Here is a 14,236-nt window from a genome sequence, read left to right as displayed (position 1 = left end):
GCCTCTCGGACAGAATGCTAGAAGGAATTAGGAATACGCATGGTTTTGACGAATGTAAAGCAGTTTGCCAGTGAGCTTAAGCTGTCCCCGGAACGTCTTCTGGAACAGCTGAAGAACGCTGGTGTCAGCAAGCGCAGTCTGGAAGACACCCTGAGCGAACAGGACAAGAAACAGTTGCTGGACTACCTGAAGTCCTCCCACGGTGCCCGCGACGAAGGCAAGGTCACCCTTACCCGCAAGCAGACCAGCGAGATTCATACCGCTGCTGGTAGCACCGTAAAAGTGGAAACCCGCAAGAAGCGCACTTTCGTGCGTCCGGAAGACCAGCCGGCTGCAGCGGCAGACGCCAAGGCAGAAGCGCCGAAGCAGGAAGCCCCGAAGGCTGCCGAGCCGGCTCCAGTAGCCGAAAAGCCGGCTCCGGTTGCTGCCAAGCCCGTTGAAGCGCCGGCTGCCAAGCCGGTAGCGCCGAAACAGGAAGCTGCCAAAGTGGAAGAGAAAAAGCCTGAAGCCAAACCGGCCGTTGAGGCCGCGGCAGCAGTTGCTCCGGTGAAACAGCCGACGCTGACTCGTCCGGCACCCACCTCTATCCTGAGTCAGGAAGAAGTGGATGCGCGTGCGGCGGAAGAACGCCGTCAGGCAGAGTTCCGTGCCCGTCAGCAAGCGCTGCTGCGCGAGAAGCAAGAGCGCGAAGCGCGTCGTCTGGCCGCCAAGGCCGAAGCCGCTGCGCCGGCACCGGTGGTGGCCAAGCCCGAGCCGAAAGCCGAAGAGCTGCCGCGTTCGGCCAAGCCGACCCAGCCGCGCATGCAGCCAGCTGCTGCCGGCCAGCGTACCGATGCGCAGCGTGGCGAGCGTACCGAGCGCACTGGTGACCGTAACGGCGGCCAACAGCGTCCGGCTGGCCAGGGTCAGCGCCCGGGTCAGGGTGGTCAGCGTCCAGCAGGTCCGGGTGCTCGCCCGGCGGCTGGCGGTGCGCCGGCACGTGGTCCGGCTGCTGCTGCAACGGCTGCGCCGGCACCCGCTGGTGATGCCCGTCCGGCAGACAAGCGCGGCCCGGCCAAAAAAGGCGGTGGCAAAGACTGGAACGACGGTAAAAAAGGCAAGGGCCTGAAAACTCGTGGTGGCGATGCCAGCAACGACTGGAAAGCCCGCAAGGCTGGTGGCAAGCACAAGAATGCCAATAACCAGCACGCCTTCCAGACCCCGACCGAACCGATCGTGCACGAAGTGCTGGTACCGGAAACCATCACCGTTGGTGATCTGGCGCACAAGATGGCCGTGAAGGCTGCCGAAGTGATCAAGGTCCTGATGAAGATGGGCATGATGGTGACCATCAACCAGGTGCTGGACCAGGATACCGCGCTGATCATCGTGGAAGAGATGGGTCACGTTGGCAAAGCTGCGCAGGCGGACGATCCGGAAGCCTACCTGGCCGACGGCGAAACCCTGGAAGTGGCCGAGCAGATCTCCCGTCCGCCGGTCGTGACCGTGATGGGTCACGTCGACCACGGTAAAACCTCGCTGCTGGACTACATCCGCCGCGCCAAAGTGGCTGCTGGCGAAGCCGGCGGCATTACCCAGCACATTGGTGCTTACCACGTGGAAACCCCGCGCGGCATGATTACCTTCCTGGATACCCCGGGTCACGAAGCGTTTACCGCCATGCGTGCTCGTGGTGCCAAGGCTACCGACATCGTGGTGCTGGTGGTGGCTGCCGACGACGGCGTGATGCCGCAAACCATCGAAGCGATCCACCACGCCAAAGCGGCGGGTGTGCCGATCGTGGTGGCGGTGAACAAGATCGACAAGCAAGGTGCCAACGCCGAGCGTATCCGCCAGGAACTGGTGGCGCATGAAGTGGTGCCGGAAGACTGGGGCGGCGATACCCAGTTCATCGAAGTGTCGGCCAAAATGGGCCTGAACATCGATGCGCTGCTGGAAGCCATCCTGCTGCAAGCCGAAGTGCTGGAGCTGACCGCTGCAGTGGATGCACCGGCCAAGGGCATCATCGTGGAAGCGCGCCTGGATAAAGGCCGCGGCCCGGTTGCCACGCTGCTGGTGCAGTCCGGTACCCTGAAGAAGGGCGATATCGTGCTGGCAGGTACTGCCTTCGGTCGCGTTCGTGCCATGGTGGACGAAAACGGCAAGCCGATCGACGAAGCCGGCCCGGCCATCCCGGTAGAAATCCTGGGCCTGTCCGACGTGCCGTCTGCCGGTGAAGACGCGATGGTACTGGCCGACGAGAAGAAGGCGCGTGAAATCGCCCTGTTCCGTGCTGGCAAGTTCCGTGACGTACGTCTGGCCAAGCAGCAAGCCGCCAAGCTGGAAAACATGTTTGCCCAGATGTCCGAAGGCGAAGTACAGAGCCTGTCCGTCATCATCAAGGCCGACGTGCAAGGTTCCTACGAAGCGCTGGCTGGCAGCCTGCAGAAACTGTCTACCGAAGAAGTGCGCGTCAACATCCTGCACTCCGGCGTGGGCGGTATCTCCGAGTCCGACATCAACCTGGCGATCGCGTCCAAAGCCATCGTGGTGGGCTTCAACGCCCGCGCCGATGCAGCAGCGCGCAAGCTGGCCGAGAGCGAAGGCGTGGAAATCCGTTACTACAACATCATTTACGATGTGGTAGACGACGTGAAAGCCGCCATGTCCGGCATGCTGGCACCGGAGAAGAAAGAGCAGATCATCGGTACCGTGGAAATCCGTCAGGTGATTCCGGTATCCAAGGTGGGCAATATTGCCGGTTGTATGGTGACCGACGGCGTGATCAAGCGCGCTGCCAGCATCCGCCTGATCCGCAACAACGTGGTGGTGCACACCGGCGAACTGGACTCGCTCAAGCGCTTCAAGGACGACGTGAAGGAAGTGAAGCAAGGCTACGAATGTGGCCTGATGCTGAAGAACTTCAACGACATCCACGAAGGCGACCAGCTGGAAGTCTTCGAGATCGTGGAAGTCGCACGTTCCCTGTAATGCACTGAGTACCGAGGCGGGTGCAAGGTTGGCCGCAAGGCTGGCCGGCACTCGCCTTTTCCTGTTTATCGCCACCGCAAACACGGCAGCAGACGCTGTCGCCCGCTTTGCCGTGGCCGGGAGTTGAAACATGGCAAAAGCCAAAAAAGGGTTTTCCCGCTCGGACCGCGTGGCCGAGCAAATCCAGCGCGAGCTGGCCGAAACCATCCGCAAGGGTCTGAAAGACCCGCGCGTGGGCTGGGTAACCATCACTGCAGTAGACGTGACCCGTGACTACTCGCACGCCAAGGTGTTCTACACCGTGATGGAAGAAAGCAAGCGCGAGATCACCCAGGAGGCGCTGGACAGTGCTGCCGGTTACCTGCGTAACGAACTGGGCAAGCAGATCCGCCTGTTCAGCATGCCGCAACTGCACTTCGTGTACGACGACTCTATCGAGCGCGGCGTGTACATGAGCCGTCTGATCGACGAGGTAAACGGCAACGCCACCACCGTGCAGCACGATGACGTGGCTGACGAGGGCGATGACGCAGCCGATGACGCCGAAGATGCAGCAGGTAGCGACAAGGCATGAGTGCACCGCGCCGCGTGAAGTTGCCGATCAACGGCGTGCTGTTGCTGGACAAGCCCTACCTGCTCAGCAGCAATACCGCGCTGCAGCGGGCGCGCTGGCTGTACAGCGCGGCCAAGGCCGGCCATACCGGCGTGCTGGATCCGCTGGCTACCGGCCTGCTGCCGGTGTGTCTGGGTGAGGCCACCAAGTTTTCGTCTTACCTGCTGGATGCTGACAAGGGCTACCGCGCTACGGTGAAGTTCGGTGCGGTCACCACTACCGGCGACATCGAAGGCGAAGTGGTGCTGCAGCGACCGGTGGCATTTGACCTGCCGCAACTGCAGGCTGCCATCGCCGCGCACACCGGCCCCATCAGCCAGGTGCCGCCGATGTACTCGGCGCTGAAGCACCAGGGCAAGGCCTTGTACGAGTACGCGCGTGAGGGCATCGAGATCAAGCGCGAGGCGCGCGATGTGGTGATCCACCGCATTGATCTGTTGTCTTTTGACGGCGACACCGCCGTGATCGACGTGCTGTGCAGCAAGGGCACGTATATCCGTACCCTGGCGCAGGATATCGGCGAGATGCTGGGCTGCGGCGCGCACCTGACCGGTCTGCGTCGCACCACCACCGGCGGCTTTCAGCTGCAGGATGCCATCACGCTGGAGCAGCTGGAAGCCACGCCGCCCGAGGTGCGCGGCCAATTGCTGTTGCCGGTAGACGTGCTGGTGCAGCACTTTGCCGAACAAACGTTGGCCGCGCGTGACGCCGACCGATTTTGTCATGGCCAGGCCGTGCGCAGCGGCGAAAAGTGTGAGACAATGCGCCGTTTCCGAGTTTACCGCGAGGTAACGCGGGAATTTCTCGGTCTGGCAGAGGCAAGAGACGATGGTCTGTTGCACCCGGTCCGGGTCTGTGCTGCTCCGGCAGCCACTGTGTGAAGTGTGAATGGGTCACGGCTCGTCACACTTGTCGGGCTTCACCGCCCTAAACCGATATTGGAGTAATTCCTCATGGCAATGAACGCCGAAAAAAAAGCAGTCATCGTTAAAGATTTCCAGCGCAAAGAAAACGACACCGGTTCCACCGAAGTTCAAGTGGCACTGCTGACCGCTCGTATCAATGACCTGACTCCGCACTTCAAAGCCAACACCAAAGATCATCACAGCCGTCGCGGCCTGCTGAAACTGGTGAGCCGTCGTCGTCGTCTGCTTGACTACCTCAAGCGTACCGATGCTGAAGGCTACCGCGCTCTGATCGCTCGTCTGGGTCTGCGCAAGTAATCGGTTTGAATTCGGAAAAGTCGCAGCCCGTCTGCGACTTTTTCGTTTCTGCAGTACCTGTTTTACGCATCTATTGAGTCAACGGGGGGAGCCTCTATAAATCCGCATCGAGCCGGTGCTGATTGATAGGGGTTCCCGTTGCATAAAGTACCTATAAAGGGCACCTCAAGTGTTTAACAAAGTAAGCAAGTCGTTCCAGTACGGCAAACATACCGTCACCCTGGAAACCGGCGAAGTAGCACGCCAGGCTTCTGGCGCCGTGCTGGTATCGGTAGAAGACACCGTGGTTCTGGTGTCGGTTGTCGGCTCTAAAAACGTCAAGCCGGGCCAGGATTTCTTCCCGCTGACCGTGGACTACCTGGAGCGTACCTACGCTGCCGGCAAGATCCCGGGTGGCTTCTTCAAGCGTGAAGGCAAACAGTCCGAAAAAGAAATCCTGACCAGCCGCCTGATCGATCGCCCGATCCGTCCGCTGTTCCCGGAAGGCTTCTACCACGACGTACAAATCGTGGCCACCGTGATGTCGCTGAACCCGGAAGTGGATTCCGACATTCCGGCCATGATCGGTGCCTCCGCTGCGCTGGCCATCTCCGGCCTGCCGTTCAACGGCCCGATCGGTGCGGTTCGCGTGGGCTACGCCAACGGCGAATACATCCTGAACCCGACCAAGACCGAACTGCTGACCTCGGAAATGGACCTGGTGGTTGCCGGTACCGAACGTGCCGTGCTGATGGTGGAATCGGAAGCCAAAGAGCTGTCCGAAGCCGTGATGCTGGGCGCCGTGGTATTCGGTCACGACCAGATGCAGGCTGCCATTACCGCCATCAACGAGTTTGCTGACGAAGTGAACCCGGTAATGTGGGACTGGGAAGCGCCGGCCAAGAACGAAGCGCTGATCGCCCAGATCCGTGACATCTCCGGCGAAGCCATCGCCAACGCCTTCCGCATCCGCCAGAAGGGTGCCCGCTCCGAAGCGCTGAACGCTGCCTGGGCTGCCGTGAAAGCCGCGCTGATTACCGAAGACACCGACACCCTGGTGGCCAACGAGATCAAGGGCATCTTCAAGTCGCTGGAAGCCGAGATCGTTCGCGGTCAGATCCTGTCCGGCGAGCCGCGTATCGACGGCCGCGACACCCGTACCGTGCGCCCGATCGCCATCCGCACCGGCGTACTGCCGCGCGTACACGGCTCCTCGCTGTTCACCCGTGGCGAAACCCAAGCCATCGTGACCACCACCTTGGGCACCAAGCAAGACGAGCAGATCATCGATGCGCTGGCCGGTGAGTACACCGACCGCTTCATGCTGCACTACAACTTCCCGCCGTACTCCACCGGTGAAGCTGGCCGCATGGGCCCGCCGAAACGCCGCGAAATCGGCCACGGCCGTCTGGCCAAGCGTGCACTGGCACAGGTACTGCCGGCGGAAGACGAATTCGGCTACACCATGCGTGTGGTATCCGAGATCACCGAATCCAACGGTTCGTCCTCGATGGCCTCCGTATGCGGTGGCTGCCTGGCGCTGCTGTCCGCCGGTGTACCGCTGAAAGCCCACGTGGCCGGTATCGCCATGGGCCTGATCCTGGAAGGCAACCGCTTTGCCGTGCTGACCGACATCCTGGGTGACGAAGATCACCTGGGCGATATGGACTTCAAGGTAGCCGGTACCGCCGCTGGCGTGACCGCCCTGCAGATGGACATCAAGATCCAGGGCATCACCAAGGAAATCATGCAGATCGCGCTGGAGCAGGCGAAAGAAGGCCGTCTGCACATCCTGGGTCACATGAAAGAAGCCATCGAAGGCCCGCAAGAGCTGTCCAGCCACGCACCGCGCCTGTACGTGATGAAGATCAACCCGGAGAAAATCCGTGAAGTGATCGGCAAGGGTGGCGAAACCATCCGCGGCATCACCAAGGACACCGGTTGCGAGATCAACATCGAGGAAGATGGCACCATCACCATCGCCTCCGTGTCGAACGAAGGCGCCGAAGCGGCCAAGAAGCGCATCGAAGAGATCACTGCCGAAGTGGAAGTGGGCAAGGTCTACGAAGGTCCGGTCGTGAAGATTCTGGACAACAACGTGGGCGCCATCGTGTCCATCATGCCGGGCAAGGATGGTCTGGTACACATTTCGCAGATCGCTCACGAGCGCATCAAGAACGTGTCCGACTACCTGAAAGAAGGCCAGATCGTGAAAGTGAAGGCCATCGAGATGGACGACCGCGGCCGCGTTCGCCTGTCGATCAAGGCCCTGCTGGACAACCCGAACGCCAGCCAGGGTGACCTGGGTCTGAAGTCCGGCGCCTAAGCCCCTCTCAAGCCGTACCGCAAGGTACGGCTGCCAGAGGTAAACCGCCTGTTGCCTGTGCAGCAGGCGGTTTTGTTTTACGGTGACGCGGCGGCCCAACGTTGGCCGCAGAAGGTAAACGCCCCGCCGGCAAAACCGGCGGGGCAGGGTAGCGCGCCCGGGTGCCGCCAGCGATGCCGGCGGGGGGCTGTTTAGTGATTGTGCGCCGCTGCCGCACCGTGACCGGTTTGTGCGCGTACGAATTGCTCGTCAAAGCGGGCGCGTTCGGTAGCGGCTGCCTGGCTGCGGTCTAGCAGCGACACGATCACGCTGACGGCAAAGGCCAGTGGCATCGAGAACAGCGCCGGATGCTCGTACGGGAAGATGGCCTCTTCGTAGCCCAGCACCGTCACCCATACCGCCTTGGACAGCACCACCAGCGTTACCGCCGAGATCAGGCCGCTAAAGCCGCCGATCAGCGCACCACGGGTGGTGAGGTCTTTCCAGTACATCGACAGGATCAGGATGGGGAAGTTGGTGGACGCCGCCACGCCGAAAGTCAGCCCCACCAGGAAGGCCACGTTCTGCTTCTCGAACAGGATGCCCAGCACGATAGCCAGCACGCCAATGGCAACGGCGGCAATGCGCGACACTTTCAGCTCGCTCTTTTCGTCAGCCTTGCCTTTCTTGATCACGGTGGCGTACAGGTCGTGCGAAATGGCCGAGGCCCCGGCCAGCGCCAGGCCGGCTACTACCGCCAGGATGGTGGCAAACGCTACCGCAGACAAAAAGCCCAGGAACAGGTTGCCGCCCACGGCCTTGGCGAGGTGCATGGCCACCATATTGCCGCCGCCTACCAGTTTGCCGCCCAGCTCGCCTCCGACAAAATACTGCGGGTCCTTGCCGATGATGGCGATGGCGGCAAAGCCCAGCGTACACACCACCAGAAAGAAAAAGCCGATGAAGCCGGTGGCGTAGAACACCGACTTGCGGGCTTCTTTGGCGTTGGGCACGGTAAAGAAGCGCATCAGGATGTGTGGCAGGCCGGCAATGCCGAACACCAGGCCCAGCGACATCGACGCTACGTTCACCGGGTCGGCCAGCATGCTGCCGGGCCCCATGATGGCCAGGCCGTCCTTATGGACGGAGATGGCTTCCCGCGCCAGCGTTTCGTAGCTGAAACCGAAGCGCGACATTGCCATCAGAGCCAGTGCCGTGCCGCCGGCCAGTAGCAACACGGCCTTGATGATCTGTACCCAGGTGGTGGCGATCATGCCGCCAAAAATCACATAGGCCATCATCACCAGCCCTACCACCACCACGGCTACCGGATAATCCAGACCGAACAGCAGCTGGATCAGCTGGCCGGCACCGACCATCTGCACGATCAGGTAGAAGCTCACCACCGTCAGCGAGCCGAAGGCGGCAAAGGTACGGATCTTGGTCTGGTCCAGCCGGTAGCTGGCGATATCGGCAAAGGTAAAGCGGCCCAGGTTACGCAGGCGCTCGGCCATCAGGAAGGTAATGATGGGCCAGCCGACAAAGAAGCCGACGGTGTAGATGAAGCCATCGTAACCCTTGGCAAACACCATGCTGGACAGCCCCAGCAGCGTGGCCGCCGACATGTAGTCGCCGGCGATGGCCAGCCCGTTCTGGAAGCCGGTAATGCCGCCACCCGCGGTGTAGAAATCGCTGGCGGAGCGGGTGCGGCGCGAAGCCCACCAGGTAATACCCAGTGTCAGCAACACGAACAGCATGAACATGCCGATGGCGGCCACGTTCAGCGGCTGTTTTTCCACCGCGCCGGCCACGGCCGGACCGGCCAGGGCCAAGGGGCTGGCCAGCAGGCCAGGCAAGCTAGCGAGACGGCGCATCATGGCTGGCACTCCTGCAAGATGGTGGCGGTCAGGCGGTCGAACTCGGTATTGGCGCGGTAAACGTAATAGCCGGTCAGCGCCCAGGTAAACACGATGATGGCGGCGCCCACGGGGACGCCCCATGACAATACGCCGCCGCTTTGTAACGGCTGGTGCAGGCTGGCCGGCGCCAGGGCCACGACCAGCATGAACAGGTAGTAGCTGGCCAGGGTCAGCGCAGCCAGCAGCCAGGCGAGGCTGGTGCGCTTCCTGACCAGGGCGGAAAACTGCGGATGTTGCCGGATGGCGTGTGACACGTTGTCGGACATGGTTTCTCCTGCTTCTCGGTAGTGTTGCGGGGTGCCGCTCTGTGGCGGCTGCGTAGAGCGTTTGCTCTGTTATGCACCGATGATTCACGCCCAACCTTGCGTAACTGTGTGTGAAATGTAACGAAACATGAACGTGCCGCTGCGAGTGGCAGATTGGCGTTCTGGCCAGGCGGGCGGCCCGCGCTGCAGAACGCCAGGCGTCGTAGCGCCGCAACAGCAGCGGGCACCGTGGCGCAGCTGGCAAAAAAAATCCCCGCCGAAGCGGGGGCTAAAGGGGGGAAATGTTCGCAGCGGCGCTGCGAGGCCTGCCTTGCCGGCGCGTTGCGGCCAACCAGAACACCCCTGTTGCAGGGTTGGCCGCAGGCCGAGCCGGTGCGGCTGGTTACTGGATGGCGGCGGTCGCGTTGGTTTGCTGGCGCAGCAGGAATTTCTGGATCTTGCCGGTAGACGTTTTGGGGATGGGGCCGAAGATGATGCGCTTGGGCACCTTGAAGCGCGCCAGGTGGGCGCGGCAGTGCTCGATGACAGCGGCCTCGTCGCCGTCTACACCTTCGCGCATTTCCAGGAAGGCGCACGGCACCTCGCCCCATTTCGGGTCCGGTAGTGCCACCACGGCGGCGGAAATCACGCCCGGGAAGCGGCACAGCACGTCTTCCACCTCGATCGACGAAATATTCTCGCCGCCAGAGATGATGATGTCTTTGGAGCGGTCCTTGATCTTCACGTAGCCGTCCGGCTGGATGACGGCCAGGTCGCCGGTGTGGAACCAGCCGCCAGCCAGTGCCTCTTCGGTGGCGCGTGCGTTTTTCAGGTAGCCCTTCATCACCAGGTTGCCGCGGAACATGATTTCGCCCATGGTCTCGCCGTCGTGCGGGACTTCGGTCATGGTGGCGGGGTCCATCACCGTCATGCCTTGTTGCATGGTGTAGCGCACGCCCTGGCGGCCGTTGCGCTCGGTGCGGCCGCCGATGTCCAGCGCCGCCCATTCGTCCTGCTTGGCGCATACCGACGCCGGGCCGTAGGTTTCGGTCAGCCCGTACACGTGGGTGATGTTGAAGCCCAGCCGCTCCATGCCCTCGATCACCGCAGACGGCGGCGCGGCGCCGGCCACCAGGCAATGCACCTGATGTTCGATGCCCTGTTTGCAGTCGTCCGGCGCGTTGATCAGCATGTTGTGCACGATGGGCGCACCGCAGTAGTGACTGACACGGTGGGTCTTGATCAGATCGAAGATCAGCCGAGGGTCGACGCGGCGCAGGCACACATTGGTGCCGACGTTGGCCGCCATCGTCCACGGGAAGCACCAGCCGTTGCAGTGGAACATCGGCAGCGTCCACAGGTAGGTTGCGTGGCGCGGCATGCCCCAGTCCAGGATATTGCAGCTGGCGTTCAGGTAGGCACCACGGTGGTGGTAGACCACGCCCTTGGGGTTGCCGGTGGTGCCGGAGGTGTAGTTCAGCGAGATGGCGTCCCACTCGTCATCCGGCAGCTGCCAGGCGTAGTCCGGGTCGCCGTCGGCGATGAAAGCTTCGTATTCGATGCTGCCCAGGCGCTGGCCGGGGCCGGCGTATTCCGGGTCGTCCACGTCGATCACCAGCGGTGGTTTGTCCAGCATCGCCAGCGCCGGGGCGATGGTGAATGAGAATTCGCGGTCGGTAATCAGTACCCGTGCCTCACCGTGCTGCAGCATGAAGGCGATGGCTTCCGGGTCCAGCCGCGTGTTGAGGGTGTTCAGCACCGCACCACACATTGGCACCCCGAAATGGCAGTCCAGCATGGCCGGGATATTGGGCAGCATCACGGCCACGGTGTCACCCTTGGCAATACCGTGGCGAGCCAGTGCGCTGGCCAGGCGCCGGCTACGTTCGTAAGCCTGCTGCCAGGTGTAACGCTGGGCGCCGTGGATGATGGCGGTGCGCTCGGGGTACACCGCTGCCGCGCGCTCGATATAGCTCAGCGGCGACAAGGGTACATGGTTGGCCGCCGTGCGGGGCAGGTCTTGCTGGTAGCTGTGCAGGGACATCCGCGTACTCTCCTCTGTGTGATGCTGTCGTTATCACACGATGATTGCCGCGCACCGTTGCACAAGTTTGTGGCAATTGTAACGAATGATTGCAAGGCTGCTTTTCTGCCAGCAGCTGGCCTAAAATCGGGCCCTGTCATCGTTTGTCATGGCCGCAGGCCGGAAAACCGTCGTCATGCCGCAACAGTCAGCCGCCTCATCGTTTGCCCAGCCCGCCAATACCCTGCTGCTGTCCGGACTGGATCTGCTGGACCAGGGCGTTACCGTGTTCGATGCCGACCTGAAACTGGTGGCGTGCAACCAGCGCTTTCTGGCGCTGCTGGACTTCCCGCCCGAGCTGGGCAAGGTGGGTACGCCGTTCGACGCTTACATCCGCTATAACGCCTACCGCGGCGAGTACGGCCCTGGCGACCCGGAACAGCAGGTAGCCGAGCGGGTGGCGCTGGCGTGGCGTTTCGAGCCGCACGATACCGAGCGCATCCGCCCTGATGGCTCGGTGCTGCGTGTGCGCGGCGAGCCGCTGCCGGCCGGCGGCTTCATCGCGCTGTACACCGACATGACCGAGCAGCAAGCGTGCGAGCGTTTGCAGCAACAGCAAAAGGCCGACCTGGAATCGCACGTGCGGGCGCGTACTGCCGAGCTGGAAGCGGCCAATCAGCAGCTGCGCGAGGCCCACGCGGCCAACGAGCAGATCACCGCCGCACTGCGCCGCAGCGAAGAGCGGCTGCGGCTGATTACCGACACCATCCCGGCGCTGATCGCCTACTTCGACAAGCACCATATCTACCGTTACGCCAACAAGGGCTATAGCGACTGGTTCGGCCGCCGTAACGAACACATCGTCGGCCAGCACATCGAGGCTGCGCTGGGCAGCAAGTTCTACGCGGCGGTAGTGGCTTATGTGAACGAGGCGCTGACCGGGCACCAGGTTACCTACGAATACACGATGCAGAAGGACGACGGCAGCCATATCTTTGCCCGCAGCACGCTGGTGCCGGAGATCGCCGCCGACGGCGAGGTGCTGGGCTGCTTCGTGCTGTCGTTCGATATTACCGAGCAGAAGCAGACCCAGTCGGCGCTGGTGCAGGCGCAGAAGATGGAGGCCGTCGGTCAGCTGTCCGGCGGCTTGGCGCACGATTTCAACAATATGCTGACCGTGGTCATCGGCAACCTGGCCGAGCTGCGCAGCCGTCACCAGCAGCAACCGGCGGTGCTGGATTATCTGGAGCCGGCACTGCAGGCCGCAGAGCGTGGGGTGTCGCTGGTGCGGCGGCTGCTCACCTTTGCCCGCCAGCAGCCGCTATTGCCCAGCGCCGTCGATACCGGCAGCCTGTTGCAGGGCATGCTGCAATTGATCCGGCGTTCGCTGCCGGAAACCATCCAGCTGCAGACGCAGTGGCCGCCGCAACCGTTGTACGCGATGGCCGACCAGCACCAGCTGGAGAGCGCGGTGTTCAACCTGGTGTTGAACGCCCGCGATGCGATGCCGGATGGCGGCCAACTACAGCTGCTGGTGGATCAGCAGCCGTTGAACGAACGTGAGGCCGCCGAGCGCCAGCTGCAGGCCGGCAGCTATGTACGACTGGAAGTGGCCGATAGCGGCGTCGGCATGGCGCCGGAAACCCTGTTGCGCGTGTTCGAACCGTTCTTTACCACCAAGCGTTTTGGTAGCGGCAGCGGCCTGGGCCTGGCCATGGTGTACAGCTTTGCCCGCCAATCGGGCGGTGCCGTGCACGTGGCCAGCACGCCAGGGCAAGGCACGCGCTTCGTGCTGTGGCTGCCGCAGACCGAACCGGCCGGCCGCCCGGCCGGTCGGCTGGATTTCAGCGGCAAGGCCGGCGGGCGCGAGCGGCCGCTGACGCTGCTGGTGGAGGATGACGCCGAAGTGCGCCGCGTGGTGCGGCTGCAGCTCACCAGCCTGGGCTACCCGGTGCTGGAAGCGGAAAGCGGTGACGAGGCGCTGGCCATGCTGGAGAACATCGACGACATCGGCCTGCTGCTCACCGATATCGTGATGCCTGGCCAACTGAACGGTCGCGCGCTGGCAGTGGTCGCGCGCCGCTTGCGGCCGCGCATCCGTGTGGTGCTGATGAGCGGTTACGAGGAAGGCCGCCACGAGGTGCCGGCGTTTCCGAAACTGGAAAAACCCTTTACCCCGGCCGAGTTGGCCGCATTGCTAGACGAGGTCATGTTGTGTCTGCCGCAAGCCTGAATGCCGTTGAAACCCCGCTGGCTGACAAGCTGGTGTACGTGGTGGAGGACGACCTGTCCATCGCCCGCCTGATTGCCACCATCCTGCGCGACTACCAGTTTCGCTGCGAAACCTTCCGCACCGGCGCCGCCTTGTTGCAGCGGCTGCGCCAGCAAGCGCCCGACCTGGTGATCGTCGACCTGGGCCTGCCCGACATGGACGGCATGAGCATCGTGCGTCAGGTGCGCGAGCAGCAGCGCTGCGGCGTCATTATCCTCAGCGGGCGTGGCCACGTTGGCGACCGCGTGATGGGGCTGGAAACCGGCGCCGACGACTACATCATGAAGCCGTTCGAGCCGCGCGAGCTGGTGGCCCGCGTGCGCAGCATCCTGCGCCGTTGCGAGCAACCGGTGGACGCCGCCGTGCGCCAGACGCCGCGCTGCGCCAGCTTTGCCGGCTGGCGCTACGAGATGGACAGCTACAAATTGGTGGCTGCCGACGGCAGCGAACGCACGCTCAGCGCGGGCGAAGGCCAGATGCTGCAGCGCTTTCTGGAGCGCCCCAACCGCGTGTTACCGCGCGAACAGCTGCTGGGGCTGGATGATATGTCGCCGTACGACCGCAGCATCGACGTGCGTATCTCGCGGCTGCGGCGCAAGCTGGGCGACGACAGCTACAACCCGCGCCTGATCAAGACAGTGTACGGCGCCGGCTACCTGTTTGTCAGCAAGGTGGAGTGGGTATAGC

At 62.8% G+C, this 14,236-nt stretch carries 10 protein-coding genes; 7 read left to right on the top strand and 3 right to left on the bottom strand.

Translation table 11 applies throughout. From position 1 onward, the window contains the following. Positions 1–39 precede the first annotated feature (39 nt). The 5 genes from infB (at position 40) to pnp (ending at position 7,111) form a co-directional block, all read left to right on the top strand. The gene (gene infB / locus FLQ03_RS02165; RefSeq protein WP_144373092.1) at positions 40–2,970 is read left to right on the top strand and encodes a translation initiation factor IF-2; all 2,931 of its coding nucleotides are present in this window, start codon (positions 40–42) and stop codon (positions 2,968–2,970) included. A 130-nt stretch (positions 2,971–3,100) separates the two neighbouring features. Then, positions 3,101–3,544, top strand: coding sequence for a 30S ribosome-binding factor RbfA (gene rbfA, locus FLQ03_RS02160; RefSeq protein WP_144373091.1), 444 nt, complete (start codon positions 3,101–3,103; stop codon positions 3,542–3,544). After that, a complete protein-coding gene (truB, locus tag FLQ03_RS02155; RefSeq protein WP_144373090.1) occupies positions 3,541–4,464 on the top strand; it encodes a tRNA pseudouridine(55) synthase TruB in 924 nt (307 codons plus the stop codon). Before rbfA ends, truB begins: the two co-directional genes overlap by 4 nt. 72 nt (positions 4,465–4,536) lie before the next feature. Further along, positions 4,537–4,806, top strand: coding sequence for a 30S ribosomal protein S15 (gene rpsO / locus FLQ03_RS02150; protein ID WP_144373089.1), 270 nt, complete (start codon positions 4,537–4,539; stop codon positions 4,804–4,806). Between the two features lie 169 nt (positions 4,807–4,975). After that, positions 4,976–7,111 carry a polyribonucleotide nucleotidyltransferase gene (pnp, locus tag FLQ03_RS02145; RefSeq protein ID WP_144373088.1) on the top strand — a complete coding sequence of 712 codons (2,136 nt, stop codon included), beginning with the start codon at positions 4,976–4,978 and terminating at the stop codon, positions 7,109–7,111. 191 nt (positions 7,112–7,302) lie between these two features. Here the strand turns inward: pnp and FLQ03_RS02140 are convergent, their stop codons facing one another. From FLQ03_RS02140 to FLQ03_RS02130, 3 genes are all read right to left on the bottom strand, one after another. Further along, positions 7,303–8,964, bottom strand: coding sequence for a cation acetate symporter (locus tag FLQ03_RS02140; RefSeq protein WP_144373109.1), 1,662 nt, complete (start codon positions 8,962–8,964; stop codon positions 7,303–7,305). Continuing rightward, on the bottom strand, positions 8,964–9,275 hold the full coding sequence (locus FLQ03_RS02135) for a DUF485 domain-containing protein (protein WP_144373087.1): 312 nt from the start codon (positions 9,273–9,275) through the stop codon (positions 8,964–8,966). Before FLQ03_RS02135 ends, FLQ03_RS02140 begins: the two co-directional genes overlap by 1 nt. Positions 9,276–9,657: 382 nt before the next feature. Further along, positions 9,658–11,298 (bottom strand): acyl-CoA synthetase, encoded by a 1,641-nt coding sequence (locus FLQ03_RS02130; RefSeq protein WP_144373086.1) that lies wholly within the window; start codon positions 11,296–11,298, stop codon positions 9,658–9,660. Positions 11,299–11,473: 175 nt separating this feature from the next. Between FLQ03_RS02130 and FLQ03_RS02125 the strand changes: the two genes are divergently transcribed. Then, positions 11,474–13,510: a PAS-domain containing protein gene (locus tag FLQ03_RS02125; RefSeq protein ID WP_144373085.1), complete on the top strand. Its 2,037-nt coding sequence runs from the start codon at positions 11,474–11,476 to the stop codon at positions 13,508–13,510. Continuing rightward, positions 13,492–14,235: a response regulator transcription factor gene (locus tag FLQ03_RS02120; RefSeq protein WP_240802179.1), complete on the top strand. Its 744-nt coding sequence runs from the start codon at positions 13,492–13,494 to the stop codon at positions 14,233–14,235. Before FLQ03_RS02125 ends, FLQ03_RS02120 begins: the two co-directional genes overlap by 19 nt. The last annotated feature ends 1 nt before the right edge of the window (position 14,236 follow it).

This window comes from Vogesella urethralis (genome assembly GCF_007644045.2).
GTDB classification, from domain to species: Bacteria; Pseudomonadota; Gammaproteobacteria; order Burkholderiales; family Chromobacteriaceae; genus Vogesella; species Vogesella urethralis.
This window is presented reverse-complemented; position numbering and strand designations above follow the sequence as displayed.

Bases quoted from the DNA above. Each gene is read 5' to 3' on its own strand.
- infB (WP_144373092.1), top strand. From the start codon at position 40: ATGGTTTTGACGAATGTAAAGCAGTTTGCCAGTGAGCTTAAGCTGTCC.
- rbfA (WP_144373091.1), top strand. From the start codon at position 3,101: ATGGCAAAAGCCAAAAAAGGGTTTTCCCGCTCGGACCGCGTGGCCGAG.
- truB (WP_144373090.1), top strand. From the start codon at position 3,541: ATGAGTGCACCGCGCCGCGTGAAGTTGCCGATCAACGGCGTGCTGTTG.
- rpsO (WP_144373089.1), top strand. From the start codon at position 4,537: ATGGCAATGAACGCCGAAAAAAAAGCAGTCATCGTTAAAGATTTCCAG.
- FLQ03_RS02140 (WP_144373109.1), bottom strand. From the start codon at position 8,964: ATGCGCCGTCTCGCTAGCTTGCCTGGCCTGCTGGCCAGCCCCTTGGCC.
- FLQ03_RS02135 (WP_144373087.1), bottom strand. From the start codon at position 9,275: ATGTCCGACAACGTGTCACACGCCATCCGGCAACATCCGCAGTTTTCC.
- FLQ03_RS02130 (WP_144373086.1), bottom strand. From the start codon at position 11,298: ATGTCCCTGCACAGCTACCAGCAAGACCTGCCCCGCACGGCGGCCAAC.
- FLQ03_RS02125 (WP_144373085.1), top strand. From the start codon at position 11,474: ATGCCGCAACAGTCAGCCGCCTCATCGTTTGCCCAGCCCGCCAATACC.